Source organism: Streptomyces tsukubensis, assembly GCF_003932715.1.
GTDB lineage: Bacteria > Actinomycetota > Actinomycetes > Streptomycetales > Streptomycetaceae > Streptomyces > Streptomyces tsukubensis.
Genome location: NZ_CP020700.1, coordinates 297827 through 322895, shown reverse-complemented (window position 1 = coordinate 322895; position 25069 = coordinate 297827). Strand labels below are relative to the sequence as shown.

Genomic DNA, 25069 nt, shown 5'->3' with positions numbered 1-25069 from the left:
GAACCCCTCGGCCACCGATGTCCCCGACGCCTCCGCCGTGGAACTCTTCGCCCGCCGTGCCGCGGCCGACCCGGACGCCGTCGCGATCCTCGGCGACGGCGTCGAACTCACCTACCAGGAGCTGGACACCCGGGCCAACCGCATCGCCCACCTGCTGCGCCGCGCCGGAGCGGACACCGAAAACATCAAAAACACCGAAAACACTGAAAACGTGGTCGGACTCTGCCTGCCCCGCGGCGCCGACCTGATCGCCGCCCTCCTCGCGGTCTGGAAGGCGGGCGCCGCCTATCTGCCGCTGGACGCCCGGCACCCCGCCGAACGCATCGCCTTCATGATCTCCGACAGCGGCGCCCGCCTGGTTCTGACGGACACCTCGCAGACCGGGCCCCGGGCGGAGGCGTTCACGGGCGTACCGGTGATCCACCTCGACGACCCGCGGACCCGGGACGACATCGCGGCCCTTCCGGGCACCCCGCCCGACACGGTCACGGCCCAGGCGGGACTCGCCTACGTCATCTACACCTCCGGCTCCACCGGCACCCCCAAGGGCGTCGCCCTGACCCACGGCGGCGTCGTGAACCTGGCCGCCGCGCAGCGCGAACGCTTCGCCACCGGCCCGGGGGCCCGCGTGCTCCAGTTCGCCTCCACCGGATTCGACGCGGCGACCTGGGAAGTGCTGATGGCGCTCGGTTCGGGCGCCGCGCTGGTGGTCGCCCCGGCCGACGAACTGGTCCCCGGCGACGACCTCGTCGGCCTCATCGCCCGCCACGCGGTCACCCACGCCACCCTGCCCCCCGTGGTCCTGGGGGCGCTGGACGCCGGAGACCTGGACTCCGTGACCACGCTCGTATCGGCCGGTGAGGCCATGGACACCGCACTCGTCGGCCGGTGGGCACCGGACCGGAACCTGGTCAACGCCTACGGGCCGACGGAGATCACGGTTTGCGCGTCGATATCGGCACCCCTCGCCGCCGCCGACGTCCCGTCCATCGGCACCCCCGTCGCCAACACCCGTCTCTACGTACTCGACCCGGCTCTCAACCCGCTCCCCGCCGGGGTCCCCGGCGAGCTGTACGTCGCGGGCGCCGGCGTCGCCCGCGGCTACGTCGGGCGTCCCGGGCTGACCGGTGAGCGCTTCGTCGCGTGCCCGTACGGTCCGGCCGGTGAGCGGATGTACCGCACCGGGGACCTGGTGAAGTGGACCCCCGACGGGCGACTGCTGTTCCTGGGCCGCGCCGACGACCAGGTGAAGGTACGGGGCTTCCGCATCGAACCGGGCGAGGTCGAGGCCGTCCTGCTCACCCACCCGGCCGTCCGCCAGACCGCGGTGATCGTCCGCGAGGACACGCAGGGCGACCGCCGCCTCGTGGCCTACGTCGTCCCCACCCCCGCCACCCCCGCCGCGCCGGACATGCCGGATACGAACGGCGGCGGAGCCGCTTCCGGCGGCGCGCCCGAGGCTCTGTCCGGCCTGCTGCCGGAGTACGTGGCCCGGCACCTGCCCGACTACATGGTGCCCGCGGCCGTCGTCACCCTCCCCGAACTGCCCCTGACCGTCAACGGCAAACTCGACCGGAAGGCCCTGCCCGCCCCCGACTACACCACCGGCACGGCCACCGGGCGCGGACCGGAAACCGTGCAGGAGGAGATCCTGTGCGCCGTGTTCGCCGACGTCCTCGGCCTGGAGACGGTCGGCGCCGACGACAACTTCTTCCGCCTCGGCGGACACTCCCTGCTGGTGGTGTCCGTGGTCGAACGCCTCCGCGCCCGCGGAGTGCAGGTCTCGATACGCACCCTCTTCGAAGCACCCACCCCCGCCGGTCTGGCCCGGGCCGCCGCGGCCGCACCCGCGGACGTACCGGAGAACGCGATCCCCGCCGACGCCCGCCACCTCACCCCCGACATGCTGACGCTCATCGACCTGGACCGGACCGAGATCGACCACGTCGTCGCCGGAGTCGACGGCGGAGCGGCCAATGTGGCGGACGTGTACCCGCTGGCGCCCCTCCAGGAAGGCATGCTCTTCCACCACCTGCTCGCGGACAGCTCCGCCGACGCCTACGTCACCCTGCGCGTGGTCGAGTTCTCCTCACGGGCCCGGCTGGACGCCTTCGCCGACGCCCTCCGGCAGGTCGTCGCCCGGCACGACATCTACCGCACCGCCATCGTCTGGGAAGGACTCGACGAACCCGCCCAGGTGGTGTGGCGGCACGCCGAACTGCCCGTCGTCGAGCACACCCTCGACACCCACACCGATACCGATACCGACGACCCCGCCGCCGCGGTCGACGCCCTCGTCGCAGCCGCCGGAACCGCCATGGACCTGCGCCGCGCACCCCTGATGGACCTCCACACGGCCCAGCCGGCCCCGGACCGCATCCTCGGCGTGGTCCGGATGCACCACATGGTCCAGGACCACATGGGCATGGACGTCCTCCTCCGGGAGCTGCGCGCCGTACTCTCCGGCGAAGCATCACGGCTCGGCCCGGCACTGCCGTTCCGCGACTTCGTCGCCCAGACCCGTAGGGTCCCCCGAGCCGAACACGAAAGGTTCTTCTCCGCCCTCCTCGGCGATGTGACCGACACGACCGCACCGCTCGGTGTCACGGACGTCCGCGGAGACGGCACGGACACCGCGACCGGCGTCACGCCGATACCCGACGACGTGGTCACCCATCTGCGGCGGGCAGCACGGGACCTCGGAGTCAGCCCGGCCACCGTGCTGCACGTGGTGTGGGCCCGGGTCCTGGCCGCCCTGTCCGGCCGGGACGACGTGGTCTTCGGGACCGTCCTCTTCGGCCGGATGAACGCCGGACAGGGCTCGGACCGGGTCCTCGGCCCGTTCATCAACACCCTCCCCGTACGGGTACGGACGGACCGCGACGGACTGCGGGACGCCGTCGCCCGGATGCGGACCCAGCTCGCGGAGCTCCTGGAACACGAGCACGCCCCGCTCGCGGTGGCCCAGCGCTCCAGCGGACTCCCCGGCGACGTACCCCTCTTCACCTCACTCTTCAACTACCGCTACATCGGCCCGCAGACCGAAGCGGCGTCAGCACCCGCGACGGCGGAGCGGCAGACCGTCGACGGCATCCGCAGCGTCTACTCCAGGGAGCGCACCAACTACCCCCTGGCCGTCTCGGTGAACGACCTCGGCAACGCCGGAATGAGCGTGACCGTCCAGGCCGTCGCCCCCATCGACCCCGACCACGTCGGACAACTGCTCCGCACCGCGACCGAACACGCCGTCACCGCACTCACGACCGCTCCCGACGCCCCCCTCACCGGTATCGACGTCCTCGACGACACCGAACGGGACCGGATCCTCCACCGGTGGAACGACACTGCGGAAACGGCCGATGCCGCCACGATCGTCGATCTGTTCCGGCGGCACGCGGAAGCCGAACCGGACCGCGACGCGGTCGTGGCCGACGGCATCCGCACGACCTACCGCGAACTCGACGAGGCGGCCGGACAGCTCGCCGCACACCTCCGCGGACTGGGCGTTGGCACCGAATCGGTCGTCGCCCTCTGCCTGCCCCGCGACGACCGGATGATCACCGCGATGACGGCCGTCTGGCAGGCCGGGGCCGCCTATCTGCCGATCGACTCCCGGCTGCCCGCCGACCGGGTCTCCTTCATGCTCGCCGACAGCGGGGCACACCTGTTGCTCGCCGTCCGCGACGAGACCACGGACCTTGACGACGCCCTCGACGGGATCCCGGTGGTCTGGCTGGACGCCCCGCTCGACCCGGCGGACCGTACGGCCATCGCGCCGGCGGCGACCGTCGACCCGGCCGCCCTGGCGTACGTCATCTACACCTCGGGCTCCACCGGCACCCCGAAGGGGGTCGCCGTCACCCACGGCTCCCTGGCGAACCTGGCCTCGAAGTTCGGCCCCCTCACCGGAGCGGCCCCCGGAAAGGGCATGCTCCAGTTCTCGTCCTTCAGCTTCGATGCCTCGGTACTGGAGACCGCCACCGCGCTCGCCGCCGGAGCCACCCTGGTGATGGCCTCCGCCGACCAGCGGGAACAGCCGGGAACTCTTGCCGAACTCCCCGGACTCGACATCGCCTTCATGCTGCCGTCCCTGCTCGGACTGCTGGAGCCGAAGCACTTCACGGGCATCGGGACCCTGCTCGTCGGCGCCGAAGCCGTCGACGAGACCACGGCCCGCGCCTGGGCGCCCGGACGCCGGATGCTGAACCTCTACGGCCCCACCGAGGCCACCGTCCTGGTCGCCGCCGCAGAGGTCGATCCCGCCCGGCCCGGCCCGGTACCCTTCGGCCGACCCATCGCCAACACCCGTCTGTACGTCCTCGACGACCGGCTCGACGCCGTACCGGTCGGTGTCGTGGGCGAGCTGTACATCGCGGGCACCGGAGTGGCCCGCGGCTACATCGGGCGTCCCGGGCTGACCGGCGAACGCTTTGTCGCCTGCCCGTACGGTCGGGCCGGTGAGCGGATGTACCGCACCGGCGACCTGGCGAAGTGGACACACGACGGGCAGCTCGTGTTCGCCGGGCGGGCGGACGACCAGGTCAAGATCCGGGGCTTCCGGATCGAACCGGGTGAAATCGAAAGGGTCCTCGCCGCTCACCCCGGTATCGCCCGGGCCGCGGTCGTCGTCCGGGAGGACCACCCCGGGGACCGCCGACTGGTCGCCTACGTCGTCCCGTCCGCTGCCGCCCACGACACCCACGGCACGCATGACCCCCGTGACGCCCTCGACACGGCCGCTCTGCGGGGATTCGTCGGCCGTCGGCTGCCCGCATACATGGTGCCCGCGGCGATCGTGGCGCTGCCCGACCTCCCCCTGCTGGTCAACGGCAAACTGGACCGCCGGGCCCTGCCCGCCCCCGCGTACACCAAGGAGCCGGGCCGCGCCCCGGCCACGGTCCGGGAAGAGCTGCTGCGCGGTGCGTTCGAGCAGATCCTCGGCCTGTCCCCGGTCGGCGTGGACGACAGCTTCTTCGACCTCGGCGGGCACTCCCTGCTGGCGGTACGGCTCGTCTCCCGGATCCGCGCGGTCCTGGGAGTCGAAATGCCGCTGCGCACCCTCTTCGAGGCTCCGACCGTGGCAGCACTGGCAGCCGTCCTCTCCTCGGGGGCAGGAACGGGTGCGACCGGGCGGTCCCGGCCGCCGCTGCGGCCCGCGGCCCGTCCCGACCGGACACCGCTGTCGTTCGCTCAGCGCAGGCTCTGGTTCCTGAACCGGTTGGAGGGACCGAACGCCCTCTACAACCTGTCGACGACGATCAGGCTGAGCGGCGACGTCGACAGCACGGCGTTGGGTGTTGCGTTGCGGGATGTGCTGGGTCGGCATGAGTCGTTGCGGACGGTGTTTCCGGTGGTGGAGGGGGAGCCGTATCAGCGGGTGGTGGGTGTGGAGGAGTTGGAGTGGGGGTTGTCGGTGGTGGGTGTGGGTGGTGGTGCGGTGGATGCGGTGCGGGGTGCGGTGGGGTATGCGTTCGATCTGTCGGTGGAGGTTCCGGTTCGGGCCTGGCTGTTCGAGGGCGAGGGCGAGGGCGAGGGCGAGGGCGATGGCGAGGGTGCGGGGGAGGAGCGGCTTCTGGTGCTGGTGGTGCACCACATCGCGGGCGACGGCTGGTCCATGGGCGCCCTGAGGCGCGACATCTCCACCGCCTACGCGGCGCGGTCTGGTGGTGCTGCTCCGGTGTGGGAGCCGTTGCCGGTGCAGTATGCGGACTATGCGCTGTGGCAGCGGGAGCTGCTGGGGGAGGAGTCGGATCCGGAGAGTCTGCTGTCGGTTCAGGTGGAGTACTGGCGGCGGGCGCTTGCCGGGGTGCCGGAGGAGCTGGCCCTGCCGACCGACCGGGCGCGTCCGGCAGTGGCGGGCCACCGCGGACACCGGGTTCCCCTCCGGATATCCGCCGAGGTCCACAGCCGGCTCATCGAGTTGGGTCGGGTGGAGGGTGTGACGCCGTTCATGGTGTTGCAGGGGGTGTTGGCGGTGTTGTTGTCGCGGTTGGGTGCAGGGGATGACGTTCCGGTGGGTTCGGCGGTGGCGGGGCGTCTGGATGAGGCGTTGGACGGTTTGGTGGGGTTCTTTGTGAACACGTTGGTGGTCCGGACGGATCTGTCGGGTGACCCGGAGTTCCGTGAGGTGCTGGGCCGGGTGCGGGAGGCGAGTCTGGGTGCACTGGCGCATCAGGACGTGCCGTTCGAGAAGCTCGTGGAGGAGCTGGCCCCGACACGCTCACTGGCCCGCCACCCCCTGTTCCAGACCATGCTCACCGTCCAGAACGTCGAGCGGACGGGACGGGCTGCGCCCGTTGAGGACGAAGGACCGACGGTCACGGAAGCCGCGAAGTTCGATCTCGACATGATCGTGACCGAGACCTTCGACGAGGACGGCAACCCGGCGGGACTGCGCGGATCACTGATCGCATCGGCGGACCTGTTCGACGTCCACTCGGTTGAACTGCTGGTACGCCGATGGGCCCGGGTGCTGGAGACGGTGACGGCGTCGCCTGAGGTGCGGGTGCATGCGGTGGATGTGCTGGATGGGGGTGAGCGGGGTCGGGTGTTGGGTGAGTGGAATGACACGGGGGTGGTTGTGGCGCCGGGGTCGGTGTTGGGGTTGTTCGAGGGGTGGGTGGCTGAGGCGCCTGGTGGGGTGGCGGTGGTGGTTGATGGGGTTGAGGTGTCGTATGGGGAGTTGGATGTGGCGGCGGGTCGGTTGGCGGGTTGGTTGCGGGGGCGTGGTGTGGGTGGGGAGTCGGTGGTGGGGCTTCGGTTGGGGCGTGGTGTGGAGATGGTGGTGGGGATTTTGGGTGTGTGGAAGGTGGGTGCTGCGTATGTGCCGGTGGAGGGTTCGCTGCCGGGTGAGCGGGTGGAGTTCATGCTGGAGGATGCGGGCGTGGCGCTTGTGGTGGGGCCGGGGGAGCTTGCTGAGTCGGCTGCGTGTGAACCGGTCGTGGGGAGTGCCGGGCATGCGTCCGGGCTGGCGTATGTGATTTATACGTCGGGTTCGTCGGGTGTGCCGAAGGGGGTTGGGGTTTCGCATGGTTCTTTGGTGAATCTGGTGTCGGTGTTCGGTTCGGTGATGGGTGCGGGTCCGGGTTCCGGGGTGTTGCAGTTCGCGTCCTTCGGTTTCGACGCCTCGGTGCTGGATGTGGGGGTGGCATTGTCGTCGGGTGCGTCGTTGTGGATCGCGACGGAGGAGCAGCGCCGGGAGCCGGAGCGGTTGCGTGAGCTGGAGGGGGTGACGGCGGCGAGTGTGGTGCCGTCGCTGTTGGGTGTGATCGACCCGGGGGTGCTGGGGCGGGTGGACACCCTGCTGGTGGGTGCAGAGGCGATCGGTGAACCGGCCGCGCAGGTGTGGGCGGAGGGTCGTCGGCTGGTGAACACGTATGGTCCGACCGAGGCGACGGTGATGGTCGCTGCGGCGGAGGTGGATCCGGACCGCCCTGGTGCGGTGCCGTTCGGCCGCCCGATCGCGAACACCCGCCTGTACGTGTTGGATGCCCGGCTGCAGCCGGTCCCGGTTGGGGTGGCGGGGGAGCTGTATGTGGCGGGTGCTGGGTTGGCCCGGGGCTATGTGAACCGCCCCGCCCTCACCGGTGAGCGGTTCGTCGCCTGCCCGTACGGGCCTGGTGGTGAGCGGATGTACCGGACGGGGGATCTGGCCCGCTGGACGGCGGACGGTCAGCTCGTCTTCGCGGGTCGCGCGGATGATCAGGTGAAGATCCGGGGCTTCCGTATCGAGCCGGGCGAGGTCGAAGCCGTACTCCTGACCCACGCCGACGTTCGTCAGGCCGCGGTGATCGTCCGCGATGACGCTCTGGTGGCCTACGTCGTAGCCGCATCCGACACCGACGATCTGCGGGCATGGGTGTCAGGCCGCCTGCCGGACTACATGATCCCCGCCGCATTCGTCACCCTGCCCGAACTTCCCCTGACCGTGAACGGAAAACTCGACCGCACCGCCCTCCCCGTGCCCGCTTTCGCTGCGGGTGAGGGCCGTGCTCCGAGCACGGTCCAGGAGGAGATTCTCTGCGCTGCCTTCGCCGATGTCCTCGGTTTGGACTCCGTCGGGGTGGACGACGACTTCTTCCGGCTCGGCGGCCACTCCCTTCTCGCCGTGACGCTGGTGGAGCGGTTGCGGGTGCGGGGTGTGTCGGTCTCCGTGCGGGCGCTGTTCGAGACGCCGACTCCTGCGGGTCTGGCGGGTTCTGCGGGTGCCGTGTCGGTTCCGGTGCCGGAGAACCTGATCCCGTCCGGCACCGACCGGATCACCCCGGGGATGCTGCCGCTGGTCGAGCTGGACCAGGTCGAGATCGACCGCGTGGTCGCCACGGTCGAGGGCGGGGCCGCGAACATCGCGGACATCTACCCCCTCGCCCCCCTCCAGGAAGGCATGCTCTTCCACCACCTCATGGCACGCGGCAGCGCCGACGCCTATGTGACCGTGCGCGTCGTCGAGTTCGACACCACGGACCGGTTGCGCTCCTTCACCGCGGCTCTTCAGCAGGTCGTCGACCGGCACGACATCTACCGCACCGGCATCGTCTGGGACGGCCTGCGCGAACCGGTCCAGGTGGTCCGGAGGCACGCCGTACTCCCGGTCGTCGAGCACACCCTCGACGCCGTCCTCGACATCACCCCCGGCGAAACCGGCGAAACCGGCGAAACCGTCGATCCGGCGGTCGCGGTCGACGCGTTCGTGGCTGCCGTCGGAACGGTGCTGGACCTCGGACGGGCCCCGCTGATGGACCTCCACACCACCGCGCTGCCGGACGGCCGCCACCTCGGCCTCGTCCGCATGCACCACATGGTCCAGGACCACCTCGGCATGGACGTCCTGCTGGACGAGCTGCGCGCCGTACTCGCAGGGAGAGTCGACCGACTGGCGCCCGCCCTGCCTTTCAGGAACTTCGTCGCCCGGACCAGAGCGGTCCCCCGCGCCGACCACGAGCAGTTCTTCGCCGCCCTGCTGGGCGATGTGACCGAGCCGACCGCGCCCTACGGACTGCTCGACGTCCGCGGTGACGGCAGCGACGTGGTCTCGGAGACCGTGCCCGTCGACGACGCCGTCGCCGCAGAGCTGCGGGACGTCGCCCGCCGGCTGGGCGTCAGCCCCGCGACCGTACTCCACGTGGTGTGGGCCCGCGTGCTGGCATCGCTGTCGGGCCGGGACGACGTGGTGTTCGGCACCGTCCTCTTCGGCCGGATGAACGCCGGGGCGGGCGCGGACCGGATCCTCGGGCCGTTCATCAACACCCTCCCCGTACGGGTACGGACGGACACCCTGGGGATCCGTGAAGCCGTCGACCGGATGCGCACCCAGCTCGCCGCACTGCTCGAACACGAACACGCACCCCTCGCGCTGGCTCAGCGGAGCAGCGGAGTCCCCGAGAACACCCCGCTCTTCACCTCACTCTTCAACTACCGCTTCATCACCACCCCCGACGATGTGACGTCCGGACCCGAAGAGCAGGAGGAAGCGCGGTCCGTCACGGGCGTCCGCGCCGTCTACGCCCGGGAGCGCACGAACTATCCGCTGGCGATCTCGGTCAACGATCTCGGGCAGAACGGCCTCAGCCTCAGCATCCAGGCCGTCGACGTACTCGACCCGAGTGCTGTGGGCCGGCTCATGTGCACCGCCACCGAGAGCGCGCTGCGCGCACTCGACGCAACCCTGCGAGGCGGCGACGACACCGCGCTGCGCGCCGTCGACGTCCTCGACCCGGAGGAGCTGCGACGCCTCGTCGTCGGGTGGAACGACACCGCCAACGGTGCCCCGGAGACCACGATCACCGAAATGTTCGCCCGCCGACTGGCGGCGACCCCCGACGCTGCCGCCCTCGTCGCGGACGACACGGTGCTGACGTACCGCGAACTGGACGCGGAAGCCAACCGTACGGCGCACCTCCTGCGCGGCCGGGGGGTGGGCCCGGACACGGTCGTGGGGCTCTGCCTGCCGCGCGGCCGACGGCTGATCACAGCCGTGCTGGGGGTCCTGAAGGCCGGAGCGGCCTATCTGCCCGTCGACCCGGAGTATCCGGCCGAGCGGATCGGCTTTGTGCTGGCGGACAGCGGGGCACGGCTCGTGCTGGGCACCGCGGACACCCCGGGCGACCGTGCCGTCTCCGGTGCACTGCTGGTGGACCTGGACGACCCGGCCGTTTCGGCGCAGCTGGCCGGCTGCCCCGCGACCGCTCCGGACGTGGTGACGGATCCCGCGGCGACCGCCTATGTGATCTATACCTCCGGCTCGACGGGCACTCCGAAAGGCGTGGCGGTCGCCCACCGCGGCGCGGTCAACCTGGCAGCGGCCCAGATCGACCGGTTCGCCGTCGACAGTGATGCGCGCGTTCTCCAGTTCGCTTCCATCGGCTTCGACGCGGCGACCTCCGAGATCCTGATGGCGCTCTGCTCCGGCGCGGCGCTGGTCGTGGCTCCGGCGGAAGAGCTGAGCCCCGGCGGCGGACTGGCCGATGTGCTGGCCCGGCACACGGTGACCCATGTGACCCTGCCCCCTGCCGTGCTCGCCGTCCTGGACACCGGTGATCTGGCGTCGGTGAAGACACTGGTTTCGGCGGGTGAGGCGCTGGACTCGGTTCTGATCGACCGGTGGGCTCCGGGGCGTCGTCTGATCAACGCGTACGGTCCGACGGAGATCACGGTGTGTGCGTCGATGTCGGGTGTGTTGTCGGTGGGTGATGAGCCGACGATCGGTACGCCGATGGCCAACACTCGCCTCTACGTCCTGGACGGTTCTCTGGGTCCGGTGCCGGTGGGTGTGGTGGGGGAGTTGTATGTGGCGGGTGCGGGTGTGGCACGGGGCTATGTGGGTCGTCCTGGCCTCACCGGGGAGCGGTTCGTCGCCTGTCCGTACGGTCCTGCGGGTGAGCGGATGTACCGGACCGGGGATCTGGCCCGCTGGACGGCGGACGGGCGGTTGATGTTCGTTGGCCGTGCGGACGACCAGGTGAAGATCCGCGGGTTCCGTATCGAGCCCGGTGAGGTCGAAGCCGTACTCCTGACCCATCCCGACGTCCGCCGGGCCGCCGTCGTCGTCCGCGAGGACCCCCCCGGCGCCCCACGGCTCGTCGCCTACGCCGTACCTGCCGGCGCTGGCACGGAAGCCGGGGCACTCCGGGAATACCTTGCGGCCCGGCTGCCGGACTACATGGTTCCGGCCGCCTTCGTCGCCTTGGACGGCCTTCCGCTCACTGCGCACGGAAAGCTGGACCGCCGGGCGCTCCCGGCCCCCGAGTACGTATCGGGTGAGGGCCGGGCCCCGGCCACTGTCCAGGAGGAGCTGCTCTGCGCCGTCTTCGCCGATGTCCTCGGCATCGACTCCGTCGGGGTCGACGACGACTTCTTCCGGCTCGGCGGCCACTCCCTCCTCGCCGTACGCCTCGTCTCACGCATCCGCGCCGTACTCGACGCCGAGGTCGAACTCCGTACCCTCTTCGCCGCACCGACCGCAGCGGGCCTCGCCGCCCGTCTGAACCAGGTCCCGGGACGGACCCGGACCCCGCTGACGGCAACGGTCCGGCCCGAGCGGGTCCCGCTGTCCTTCGCGCAACGCCGTCTCTGGTTCCTCGCCCAGCTCGAAGGCCCCGGCGCGACGTACAACATCACGATCCCGATCCGTCTGAGCGGTGTCGACCCCTCCGCGCTGGAAGCCGCGCTGCGGGATGTGATCGGCCGCCACGAGTCGCTGCGCACCGTGTTTCCCGCCGTCGACGGCGAGCCGTACCAGCGGATCCTCGACCCGGCAGAGCTCGACTGGGAGCTGGACGTCACCGAGGTCGCGTCCGGAGACCTGGCGGCGGCCGCAGGGCGGGCGTCGCGTCACGCCTTCGACCTCGCCGCCGAACTGCCCTTCCGGGCCTCCCTGTTCGTCGCGGGCCCCGGCGAGCAGGTGCTGGTGGTCGTGATGCACCACATCGCCTCCGACGGCTGGTCGATGGGCCCGCTGGGCCGCGATCTGTCGGCCGCTTACGAGGCCCGGCTGCAGGGCGAGGCCCCGGCGTGGGAGCCGCTGCCCGTCCAGTACGCCGACTACACCCTCTGGCAGCGCGAGGCGCTCGGCGACGAGTCGGACCCGGAGAGCGCCCTGGCCGCACAGGTCGAGTACTGGCGGCAGGCGCTCGCCGGAGTGCCGGAAGAGCTGACGCTGCCCGCGGACCGGCCCCGGCCGGCCGCGGCGGGTCATACCGGGCACCGCGCCCCCCTGCGGGTCCCCGCGGAGGTGCACCGGCGGATCGTGGACCTGGCCAGGACCGAGGGCGTCACCGTGTTCATGATCCTCCAGGCGGCGCTGGCGGTCACCCTGTCCAGGCTCGGCGGAGGTACGGACATCCCCATCGGCTCGGGCGTCGCCGCCCGCGGCGACGAGGCCCTGGACGATCTGGTCGGCTTCTTCCTCAACACGCTGGTGATCCGGACGGACCTCTCCGGCGACCCCGAGTTCCGGCAGGTGCTGGGGCGGGTGCGGGAAGTGAGCCTCGGGGCCTTCGCCCACCAGGACGTCCCCTTCGAACGGCTCGTGGAGGTACTCGCCCCCGAGCGGTCGATGTCCCGCCATCCGCTGTTCCAAGTCGTCCTCACACTCCAGAACACCGAACGGACCGCACTGCGCCTGCCCGGCGTGGAGACGGCGGCCGTCGCCGGTGTCGAGACCACCCTGGCGGCCTCCGTCAAATGCGATATCGACGTGATGGTCGGCGAGGCCCATGACGAGAACGGGCGCCCGGCGGGCCTCCGCGGCTCGCTGACCGGCTCGGTCGACCTGTTCGACGCCGCAACGGTCGAAGCGGTCACCGAACGCCTCGTCCGGGTGCTCGACCTGGTCACGGCGGCACCCGGGACCCGGCTCGCCGCCGTGGACGTCCTGCACACCGACGAGCGTGACCGGCTGCTCCACACCTGGAACGACTCCGAGGCCGAAGCCGTGGCACCGAACGTCCTGGAGCTGTTCGCCCGGCGGATGGCGGCCGCTGCGGACGCGGTGGCGGTCGTCACCGAGAACAGGGAACTGACCTACGGTGAGCTGGACGCGGCTGCGAACCGGTTGGCGCACGAGCTGGTGGGCCGAGGTGTGGGTGCGGAGTCACTGGTGGGGCTCTGCCTGCCGCGGGGCGCCGGGCTGGTGACGGCGATGCTGGCCGTACTGAAGGCGGGGGCGGCCTATCTGCCGCTGGACGCCCGGCACCCCGCCGAGCGCATCGCGTTCATGCTCACCGACAGCGGCGCCACCACCGTCCTCACCTCCGGGGACGAAGCTGCGGCCCTCACCGACGTGCTGAGGGGCGTCGATACCCTCCCCCTCGACGACCGGACGGTACGGGAACGGATCGCGGCCCACCCGGACACCGCACCCGACACCGCACCCGACCCGTCGGGGCTGGCGTACGTGATCTACACATCGGGCTCGACCGGCACGCCGAAGGGCGTCGCCCTCACCCACGCCGGAACGGTCAACCTGGCCACCGCGCAGCTTCAACGGCTCGCACCGGAGCCCGGAGCCCGCGTGCTCCAGTTCGCGTCCATCGGCTTCGACGCGGCCACCTGGGAAATCCTCATGGCCCTCGGCGCCGGGGCGGCCCTGGTCATGGCCCCGGCCGGTCAACTGGTGCCCGGCAGCGGACTCGAAGAGGTCGTGGCGCGTCACGGGGTGACCCATGCGACGCTGCCGCCCGTCGCCCTCGGCTCCCTGGCCGTAGCGGACCTGGCGTCGGTGAAGACACTGGTGTCGGCGGGTGAGGCGCTGGACTCGGTGCTGATCGACCGGTGGGCTCCGGGGCGTCGTCTGATCAACGCGTACGGTCCGACGGAGATCACGGTGTGTGCGTCGATGTCGGCCCCGCTGTCCGTCGGAGACCGGCCGGTCATCGGCACCCCGGTGGCCAACACCCGCCTCTACGTTCTGGACGGTTTTCTCGGTCCGGTGCCGACGGGTGTGGTGGGGGAGCTGTATGCGGCCGGTGCCGGTGTGGCGCGCGGTTATGTGAACCGTCCTGCCCTCACCGGGGAGCGGTTCGTCGCCTGTCCGTACGGTCCTGCGGGTGAGCGGATGTACCGGACCGGGGATCTGGCCCGCTGGACGGCGGACGGGCGGCTGATGTTCGTCGGCCGTGCGGACGACCAGGTGAAGATCCGAGGGTTCCGCATCGAGCCCGGTGAGGTCGAAGCCGTACTCCTGACCCATCCCGACGTCCGCCAGGCCGCCGTCGTCGTCCGGGAGGACACCCCCGGCGACCCACGGCTCGTCGCCTACGCCGTACCCGGTGACCACGGTCTCGACGGAGACGGCCTGCGGGAGTTCGCGGCCGGACGCCTGCCGGACTACATGGTCCCGGCCGCTGTCGTGGAGCTCCCCGTTCTGCCGATGACGGTGAACGGGAAGCTGGACCGGTCCGCACTGCCCGCCCCCGCATACACCAAGGAGCCGGGCCGCGCCCCGGCCACCGAGCGGGAAGCGCTGCTCTGCGCAGCCTTCGCCGAGGTCCTCGGAGTGGACTCGGTCGGCGTCGACGACAGCTTCTTCGACCTGGGAGGACACTCCCTCCTCGCCGTACGGCTCGCCTCCCGCATCCGGGCGGCCCTCGGCGTCGAAGTCGAAGTCCAGGCCGTGTTCGAAGCCCCGACCCCGGCAGGACTGGCGGCCCGTCTGACCGGCACGGAAGCGGAGGAGACCCGTACCCTCCTGACCGCGGCGGTCCGGCCCGAGCGGGTACCCCTGTCGTTCGCCCAGCGCCGCCTCTGGTTCCTCGCCCAGCTCGAAGGCCCCAGCCCCACCTACAACATTCCCGTGCCGATCCGTCTCGGCGGTGTCGACGTGTCCGCACTCGACGCCGCACTGCGCGATGTGATCGTCCGCCACGAATCGCTGCGCACCGTGTTCCCGGCCGTCGACGGCGAGCCCTACCAGCAGGTCGTCGACCCCGCGGACCTGGAATGGCAGCTCCGGACCACCCGGGTGGAGCCCGGAGCCCTGCCCGCAGCCATCGCTGCCGCCTCCCGGTACGCGTTCGACCTGTCCACGGAGCTTCCGTTCCGGGCCTGGCTGTTCGAAGCGGGCCGGGACGAACACGTACTCGTGGTCGTCATGCACCACATCGCGTCCGACGGCTGGTCGATGGCGCCGCTGAGCCGGGACATCTCCCGGGCCTACGAGGCACGCCTCGCCGGACGGGCCCCGGAGTGGGAGCCGTTGCCCGTCCAGTACGCCGACTACGCGCTCTGGCAGCGCGACCTCCTCGGCGACGAGACGGATCCGGACAGTCTGCTGTCGGCGCAGGTCGAGTACTGGCGGCAGGCGCTCGCCGGAGCACCGGAGGAACTGGCACTGCCGACGGTTCGGCCGCGCCCCGCAGTGGCGAGCCACCGCGGACACGCCACATCGTTCCGGATCTCCGCCGAGGTGCACCGGCAGCTCACCGAACTGGCGCGCGCGGAGGGCGTCACCGCGTTCATCGTGCTCCAGGCCGCGCTGGCGGTGACCCTGTCCCGGCTCGGCGCCGGGACGGACATCCCCATCGGAACGCCGGTCGCGGGCCGTACGGACGAAGCGCTGGACGACCTGGTCGGCTTCTTCCTCAACACGCTGGTGATCCGAACGGACCTGACAGGTGATCCGGACTTCCGGCAGGTGCTGGGCCGGGTACGGGACGCGAGCCTGGGCGCCCTGGCCCACCAGGACGTACCGTTCGAGCGCCTGGTGGAGGTGTTGGCTCCGGAGCGGTCGCTCTCGCGGCATCCGCTGTTCCAGGTGATGCTGACACTGCAGAACACCGACCGGGGCGCGCTGGAGCTGTCCGAGGTCCGTACCCGTGGCGGTGCGGGCGTCACAGATGCCGCGCCGATGGTGTCGGCCCGGTTCGACCTCAACGTGTCGATGGCGGAGAGGTTCGACGAGGACGGGCGACCCGCCGGTTGCCAGGGGTCGCTGACCGTCGCCGCCGATCTGTTCGACGCGTCGGCGGGGGACCGGATCGCGGAGTGGTTCGTACGGGTGGTGGACATGCTGACCGCGGCCCCCGGAACCCGGCCGGCGGATGTGGAACTCATCGGCCCTGAAGAGCGCGAAGCGCTGCTCCACCGGTGGAATGACACCGCGGCGGCCGTGACGGGTTCGGGTGTCCATGAGCTGTTCCTGCGCCGGGCGGCCGAATCCCCGGACGCGGTGGCCCTGGTCGCCGGCGGGGCCGAGCTGACCTATGCCCGCATCGCCGAGGAGACGGACCGTATCGCCCGCGGGCTGCGGGCCCATGGGGTGGGACCGGAGTCGGTGGTCGGGCTGTGCCTGCCCCGCGGTGCGCAGATGATCCTGGCCGTCCTGGGTGTCTGGCGGGCGGGAGCGGCATATCTGCCCCTGGACACGGAGCTTCCGGGCGAGCGGATCGCCTTCATGCTCACCGACAGCGGGGCCCGCATCGTCCTGACGGACACTGCGACGGCCGCCGAACTGCCCGACGTGAGCGTCGTACGGATCGAAGACCTCCCGGAGGGAACGCCCCCGGCGCCTGCCGCGGTGGCTCCGTCGGGGCTGGCGTATGTGATGTACACATCGGGTTCGTCGGGGATGCCGAAGGGCGTCGGCGTGACTCATGGGGCGCTGGTGAACTATGTGGAGTCGGTTTCGGCACGGCTGGGCTGGACGGCGGCCGGGGCGCGGTACGGGCTGCTGCAGGCGCAGGTGACGGACCTGGGGAACACGGTGGTGTTCATCAGCCTGGCGACCGGCGGCCGGCTGCATGTGCTGGACGCGGAAGCGGTGACCGACCCGGCCGCGGTCGCGTCCTTTGTCGCGGACCAGCGGATCGACGCTCTGAAGGTGGTGCCCTCTCATCTCGCGGCGCTCGCCGCCGGAGCGGGCACAGACGCGGTGTTCCCGGCCGGATCCCTCGTGCTGGGCGGTGAGGCCGCCCCGAAGGCACTGGTGGAGGAGCTGGTGTCGGCAGCCGGTGAGCGGCAGGTGTTCAACCACTACGGTCCGACGGAGACGACCATCGGTGTTGCCACGGCCCGGCTGGACACCGACACCCTCGCCAGCGGTGTGATCCCGGTCGGGCGGCCGATTGCGAACACCCGCTTCTATGTCCTGGATGGTGGCCTTCGGCCGGTCCCGGTCGGTGTGACCGGGGAGCTCTACGTCGCAGGGGCTCCGCTGGCCCGCGGGTATATGAACCGTCCTGCTCTGACGGGTGAGCGTTTCGTCGCCTGCCCGTTCGGGGCGGCCGGTGAGCGGATGTACCGGACCGGGGACCTGGTGCGGTGGACGGACGACGGGCAGGTGGTGTTCGCGGGGCGGGCGGACGACCAGGTCAAGGTGCGGGGCTTCCGCATCGAACCGGGCGAGGTCGAAACCGTACTGCTGACGCATCCGGCAGTGGCCCGGGCCGCAGTGATCGCCCGGGAGGACACGCCCGGCGACCGCCGCCTCATCGCCTACGTCGTCCCCGTCGGCAGTGACGCCGATATCGCCCTCGACCCCGGCCCGCTCCGCGACTTCGTGGCCCGCCGCCTGCCGGAGTACATGGTTCCCGCCGCCGTGGTGCCCCTCCCGGAACTGCCGCTGACGTCGAACGGAAAGCTCGACCGGCGGGCGCTCCCGGCCCCCGAGTACGTATCGGGCGCGGGCCGGGCCCCGGCCACCGTCCAGGAGGAGCTGCTCTGCGCGGCCTTCGCGGAGGTGCTCGGCCTGGACTCGGTCGGCGTCGACGACAGCTTCTTCCAGCTGGGCGGGCACTCCCTGCTGGCGGTACGGCTCGCCTCACGCATCCGGGTAGCCCTCGGTGCGGAAGTCGAGGTACGGACCCTGTTCGAAGCCCCGACACCGGCAGAGCTGGCCGCACGGCTCGACGAAGGCGCCAGGCAGGCCCGCACACCGCTGCGGGCAGCGTCACGCCCCGACCGCGTACCGCTCTCGTTCTCCCAGCGGCGGCTCTGGTTCCTGGCACAGTTGGAAGGCCCCGGCTCCACGTACAACATCCCCGTACCCATCCGCCTGAGCGGCGCGGACCCCTCCGCGCTGGACGCGGCACTACGGGATGTCATCGGGCGTCACGAGTCGCTGCGCACGGTCTTCCCGGCCCTGAACGGCGAGCCGTACCAGCACGTCCTCGACCCCGGCGAAGTCGACCGGGCCCTGGAGATCACCCGGGTGGAGACCTCCGGCCTGCCCGAAGCGATACGACAGGCCTCACGGTACGCCTTCGACCTGGCAACCGAGATCCCCGTCCGGGCCTGGCTGTTCGACACCGGTACCGACGAGCAGACGCTGCTCGTGCTGATGCACCACATCGCGTCCGACGGCTGGTCGCGCGGCCCCCTCAGCAGGGATCTCACCCTCGCCTACGAGGCCCGCCTCCGTGGTGAGGCTCCGGCCTGGGAGCCGCTGCCGGTCCAGTACGCCGACTACACGCTCTGGCAGCGCGACCTCCTCGGCGACGAAACGGATCCGGACAGTCTGCTGTCGGCCCAGGTCGAGTACTGGCGGCGGACCCTCGCCGGCGCACCGGAAGAACTGGCCCTCCCCACCGACCGGCCGCGCCCCGCAGCCGCCGGACACCGCGGACACGCCGCGGCCCTCCGCATCCCGGCCGACGTCCATCAGCGGCTGGCAACCCTGGCGCGCACCGAGGGCGTGACCGCGTTCATGGTGCTCCAGGCCGCCCTGGCCGTGACGCTGTCGCGGCTCGGCGCCGGTACGGACATCCCCATCGGCTCGCCCATCGCGGGCCGCGGCGACGAGGCCCTGGACGATCTGGTCGGGTTCTTCCTGAACACGTTGGTGATCCGGACGGATCTGGCGGGTGATCCGGACTTCCGGCAGGTGCTGGGGCGGGTGCGGGAAGCGAGCCTGGGGGCCTTCGCCCACCAGGACGTGCCCTTCGAGAAGCTCGTCGAAGAGCTGGCGCCCGAACGGTCGATGTCCCGCCACCCCCTCTTCCAGACGACGCTGACCGTCCAGAACACCCAGCGGGCCCTGCCCGGGCTGCCCGGCGGTGGTGACGGCCCGCCCCTGGAGGGACCGGTCGACATGCCCGCCAAATTCGACCTCGACCTGGTGGTCGTCGAACAGTTCGACGGCGAGGGTCGGCCCGCGGGGCTGCGCGGAGTGGTGACGGTGGCGGCGGATCTGTTCGACGAGCCTGCGGCCGCGCGGTTCGCGGGCTGGTTTGCGCGAGTGCTGGACACGGTCACCACCACGCCCGGCCTACGGCTCGGCGCGGTCGACCTCCTCCCCGCCGATGAACGCGACCGTCTCATCACCGCATGGAATGCGACGGGTCGGGGTGTGGTGGGTTCGTCGGTGGTGGAGTTGTTTGCGGGGCGGGTGGTTGAGGCTGGGGATGCGGTGGCGGTGGTTGCCGGGGGTGTTGAGGTGTCGTATGGGGAGTTGGATGCGGCGTCGAGTCGGCTGGCGCGGTATTTGGTGGGTCGGGGTGTGGGTGCGGAGTCGGTGGTGGGGTTGTGTCTGCCGCGGGGTGTCGATCTGGTGACGGCGATTCTTGGTGTGTTGAAGGCGGGGGCGGCTTATCTGCCGCTGGACGGGCGGCTGCCGGTGGACCGGCTGGCGTTCATGCTGGCGGACAGTGGGGCGCGGCTGGTTCTGGGTGTTCAGGAGTCTCTTGGTGATGTGCCTGTGGGGCGGGTGCCGTTGGTGGCGTTGGACGATGCGGTGACGTCGGCGCTGGTTGCTGCGGAGCCGGAGGGCTTGCCGGATGTGGTGGTCGGCGGGTTGGGGTTGGCGTATGTGATCTATACGTCGGGGTCGTCGGGGGTGCCGAAGGGGGTGGCTGTGGGGCATGGGGGTGTGGTGAATCTGGTGGCTGCTCAGGGGGAGCGGTTCGGGGTGGGTGCGGGTGCGCGGGTGTTGCAGTTTGCGTCGGTGGGGTTCGATGCGGCGGTGTCGGAGGTGTTGGTGACGCTCTGCTCGGGTGGGGTGCTGGTGATGGCGCCGGGGCAGGGGCTGGATGCGGGCGAAGGTCTGGTCGGGCTCGTCGAGCGCCACGGGGTGACGCATGCGACGCTGCCACCCGCCGTGTTGGGCGCGTTGGAGCCGGGTGATCTCGCCTCCGTAGGCACGCTGGTATCGGCAGGTGAGGCACTGGACACCGCTCTGATCGACCGGTGGGCTCCGGGGCGTCGTCTGATCAACGCCTACGGCCCGACCGAGATCACCGTGTGCGCCTCGATATCGGCCCCGCTGTCCGCCGGAGACCGGCCGGTCATCGGCACACCGATGGCCAACACTCGCCTCTACGTCCTGGACGGTTCTCTCGGTCCGGTGCCGGTGGGTGTGGTGGGGGAGTTGTATGTGGCGGGTGCGGGGGTGGCACGGGGCTATGTGGGTCGTCCTGCCCTCACCGGGGAGCGGTTCGTCGCCTGTCCGTACGGATCGGCCGGTGAGCGGATGTACCGGACCGGGGATCTGGTGAAGTGGACCGCGGACGGGCGGTTGATATTCGTCGGCCGCGCGGACGACCAGGTGAAGATCCGCGGGTTCCGTATCGAGCCCGGTGAGGTCGAAGCCGTACTCCTGACCCATCCCGACGTCCGCCGGGCCGCCGTCGTCGTCCGGGAGGACATCCCCGGCGACCCACGGCTCGTCGCCTACGCCGTACCTGCCGACGACGGCACGGACGCCGGGGCACTCCGCGAATACCTCGCGGCCCGACTGCCCGAGTACATGGTCCCGAGCGCACTGGTTCCGCTCCCGTCGCTGCCGATGACCGTCAACGGAAAGCTCGACCGGCGCGCGCTTCCGGCCCCCGAGTACGCGACGGGCGAGGGCCGGGCCCCGGCCACCGTCCAGGAGGAGCTGCTCTGCGCGGCCTTCGCCGACGTCCTGGGCCTGGACTCCGTCGGTGTCGACGACAGTTTCTTCCAGCTCGGCGGGCACTCCCTGCTGGCGGTACGGCTCGCCTCACGCATCCGGGTAGCCCTCGGTGCGGAAGTCGAGGTACGGACCCTGTTCGAGACCCCGACCGTCGCCGGACTGGCGGCACGCCTCACGGAGGGCCCGACCCGGATCCCCCTGACCGCGGCGGTCCGGCCCGAGCGGGTACCGCTGTCCTTCGCCCAGCGCCGCCTCTGGTTCCTGGCCCAGCTCGAAGGCCCCAGCGCCACGCACAACATCCCGATGCCGATCCGGCTCAGCGGAGTGGAGGGCGCCGCGCTCGGGGCGGCACTGCGCGATGTGATCGTCCGCCACGAATCGCTGCGGACCGTGTTCCCGGCCGCGGACGGCGAGCCGTACCAGCAGCTCCTCGACCCCGAGGATCTGGACTGGGAGCTTCGGATCAGTCAGGTGCCGCACGAAGAACGGGCGGAAGCCGTGGCGCAGGCCGCGCGCTCCACCTTCGACCTGTCGTCGGAAGTGCCCGTCCGGGCATGGCTGTTCGAGGACGGGCCGGACGAGCAGCTGCTCGTCGTCGTCATCCACCACATCGCCGGTGACGGCTGGTCGCTGGCACCGCTGAGCCGGGATCTCTCCCTGGCCTACGAGGCACGCCTCGCCGGGCGGGCCCCGGAGTGGGAGCCGCTGCCCGTCCAGTACGCCGACTACACCCTCTGGCAGCGCGACCTCCTCGGCGACGAATCCGACCCGGACAGTCTGCTGTCGACGCAGACGGAGTACTGGCGGCAGGCGCTGGCCGGAGTCCCGGAGGAGCTGACACTGCCGACGGACCGCCCGCGTCCCGCGGTGGCGAGCCACCGCGGACACCGGGTACCCCTGCGGGTGCCCGCCGATGTGCACGGCCGCCTCGCACAGTTGGCCCGCGCCGAGGGCGTGACCGCCTTCATGGTGCTCCAGGCCGCGCTCGCCGTGACGCTGTCGCGGCTCGGTGCCGGGACGGACATCCCCATCGGCTCGCCCATCGCGGGCCGCGGCGACGAGGCCCTGGACGATCTGGTCGGGATCTTCCTGAACACGCTGGTGATCCGGACGGACCTCTCCGGGGACCCCGAGTTCCGGGAGGTGCTGGCGCGGGTGCGGGAAACGAGCCTCCGAGCCTTCGCCCACCAGGACGTACCCTTCGAGAAGCTGGTGGAGGAGCTGGCCCCGTCCCGTTCGATGGCCCGGCACCCCCTGGCGCAGACCGTTCTCACCCTCCAGAACACCGCCGACGCCACGCTGGAACTGCCCGGCGCCCGCGGCGGCGGAGGCCCCGGCTCGTCCACGGAACCGGTCCCCGCACCCGCCAAGTACGACCTCTACCTCGGAATCGCCGAAATGTTCGACGCCGACGGTCGTCCGGCGGGCCTGCGCGGAACCGTGACGGTCGCGGCGGACCTGTACGACGCGCCCATGGCGGGCCGGATGGCCGACTGGTTCCTCCGCGTACTCGACGTGGTGACGGCCGCTCCCGGAACCGCCCTGCACACGATCGACCTGCTGGACGCCGGGGAGCGCGACCGGCTGCTCCACCAGTGGAACGACACATCGGGAGAGACGGCGGCGCCGTCGGTGACAGAGCTGTTCGAAGGCCGGGTGGCGGCCGATCCGGCCGCGGTGGCCCTGGTCGCGGAAGACACCGAGCTGTCCTACGCCGAACTGGACGCGGCGGCGAACCGGCTGGCCCGCTGTCTGGGGGAGCTGGGAGTGGGCCCCGAGTCCGTGGTGGGGTTGTGCCTGCCGCGGGGCCCGGAAACGGTCACCGCGATACTCGCCGTGTGGAAGGCGGGAGCCGCCTATCTTCCGGTCGACGCGGAGCTGCCCGCGGAGCGGATCGCGTTCATGCTCGCCGACAGCGGGGTCCGCGTGGTACTCGGCACCCAGGAGGCCCTGGACGACCTTCCGGTCGGCCGGGTACGGATGATCGCCGTCGACGACCCTACGACGGTCGCCCTGCTGAACGGATATCCGGCGACGCCACCCGGAGCCGGAACGAACCGGTCAGGGCTGGCGTACGTGATGTACACATCGGGTTCTTCGGGGGTGCCGAAGGGCGTCGGAGTGACCCATGGGGCGCTCGCGAACTACGTGGAATCCGTGTCGGTACGGCTGGGCTGGACGGCCGCAGGTGCGCGGTACGGGTTGCTGCAGGCGCAGGTGACGGACCTGGGGAACACGGTGGTGTTCATCAGCCTCGCCACCGGGGGCCGACTCCACGTCCTGGACGCGGAAGCGGTCACCGACCCGGCCGCGGTCGCGGCCTTTGTCGCAGACCAGCGGATCGACGCCCTCAAGGTGGTGCCCTCCCATCTCGCGGCACTCACCGCCGGAGCGGGCACCGACGCAGTCTTCCCGGCCGGATCCCTCGTCCTGGGCGGTGAGGCCGCCCCGAAGGCACTGGTGGGGGAGCTGGTGTCGGCAGCCGGTGAGCGGCAGGTGTTCAACCACTACGGCCCCACCGAAACGACCATCGGCGTCGCCACGGCGGAACTCGATGCGGGCGCGGTCGCGGACGGTGTGATCCCGGTCGGGCGGCCGATCGCGAACACCCGCTTCTATGTCCTGGACGGTGGCCTCCAGCCGGTCCCGGTCGGCGTGACCGGGGAGCTCTACGTCGCCGGAACGCCGCTGGCCCGCGGTTACATGAACCGTCCCGGGCTGACGGGTGAGCGGTTCGTTGCCTGCCCGTACGGGCCCGCGGGAGAGCGTATGTACCGCACCGGGGACCTGGCGCGCTGGACGGCCGACGGACAGGTCGTCTTCGCCGGACGCGCCGACGACCAGGTCAAGGTGCGCGGCTTCCGCATCGAACCGGGCGAGGTCGAAGCCGTACTGCTGACGCATCCGGCAGTGGCCCGGGCCGCGGTGATCGCCCGGGAGGACACCCCCGGCGACCGCCGCCTCGTCGCCTACGTCGTCCCCGCCGAAGCCGATACGGACGAGGTCGAGGGCCTGCGGGACCATCTTGCCGACCGGCTCCCCGCCCCGCTCGTCCCCTCAGCCGTGGTCACCCTCACCTCCCTCCCGCTCACCGGCAACGGCAAACTCGACCGCAGGGCCCTGCCCGCCCCCGACTACACCGCGAAAGCCGGCACCATGCGTCCGGCCGGCCGCCGGAACCTCGCCACCAGCCTGGAGACACTCGTCGGCGAAGTGTTCGCCGAAGTCCTCGGAGTCCCCGAAGTCGGCGTCGACGACGACTTCTTCGAACTCGGCGGCCACTCCCTGCTGGCGGTCACCCTCGTCACCAGGCTCCAGGAGAAAGGCGTCGACACCTCCGTCCGGAACGTGTTCGCCGCCCCCACCGTCCAAGGCATCGTCAGCAGCCTCAGCCTGGCCGCGCTCAGCGACTCCCTCGGCAGGGTCCTGCCGATCCGCACCGAAGGCGACCGGCCGCCGTTCTTCCTCATCCACCCGGCCTCCGGACTGAGCTGGTGCTACCGGCCCCTCGCCCGGTACGTACCCGACGGCATCCCGCTCTACGGCCTCCAGGCCGCAGGCATCGACGGCAGCGGCACCCCCGCACGCACGATGGAGGACCTCGCGGCCGAGTACGTCGAACAGATCCGCGCCCTCCAGCCCACCGGGCCCTACCATCTGCTGGGCTTCTCCTTCGGCGGAATCCCCGTCCACGAGATCGCCGTCCAGCTCCGGGCCGCCGGACAGACCGTTGCCGCGCTCGTCGTCATGGACGCCTACCCGACCCCCGACACCGACGACACACCCGTACGGCCCCGCGAACCCGGCGAACCCGCCGCGGAAAGGACGCTCGACGGGCCCGCAGGGGCCCGGGCACCCGGCGGAGTACGCCCCCCGGACGCCGACGGCCCCGCACCGGCCGACGCCCTCCGGCAGACCGCCGCACGGTTCCGGGAAGAAGTGGGCGAGGTCATCGACGGAATCTCCGACGAGGAACTCCTCCTGATGGCGGAGATCTTCCGCAACAACACCGCCCTCAAGAAGACCCACCGGCCCCAGGTGTTCGACGGGGACATGCTCCTCCTCGCCGCCGAGCACCGCGACACCGACAACCCGCCCGACAGCCGGCTCTGGGAGCCCTACGTCCGCGGGGAGATCACCCGGGTCGGCCTCCCGTGCCGCCACACCGACCTCATGCTCCCCGAGATGCTCGGCCGGTCCTGGGAGGCGATCGCCGCATGGATGGACGAGCGGAACGCATGA

Annotated in this window: 1 protein-coding gene (only partly in view); it reads left to right on the top strand. The window is 71.3% G+C overall.

What is annotated here, in order from left to right; genetic code table 11:
• On the top strand, positions 1-25069 hold the 3' portion of the coding sequence (locus tag B7R87_RS00920) for a non-ribosomal peptide synthetase (protein WP_006351017.1). 1445 nt of this gene lie to the left of the window's left edge; the window shows 25069 of its 26514 coding nt (coding positions 1446-26514); the start codon falls outside the window, past its left edge; its stop codon occupies positions 25067-25069.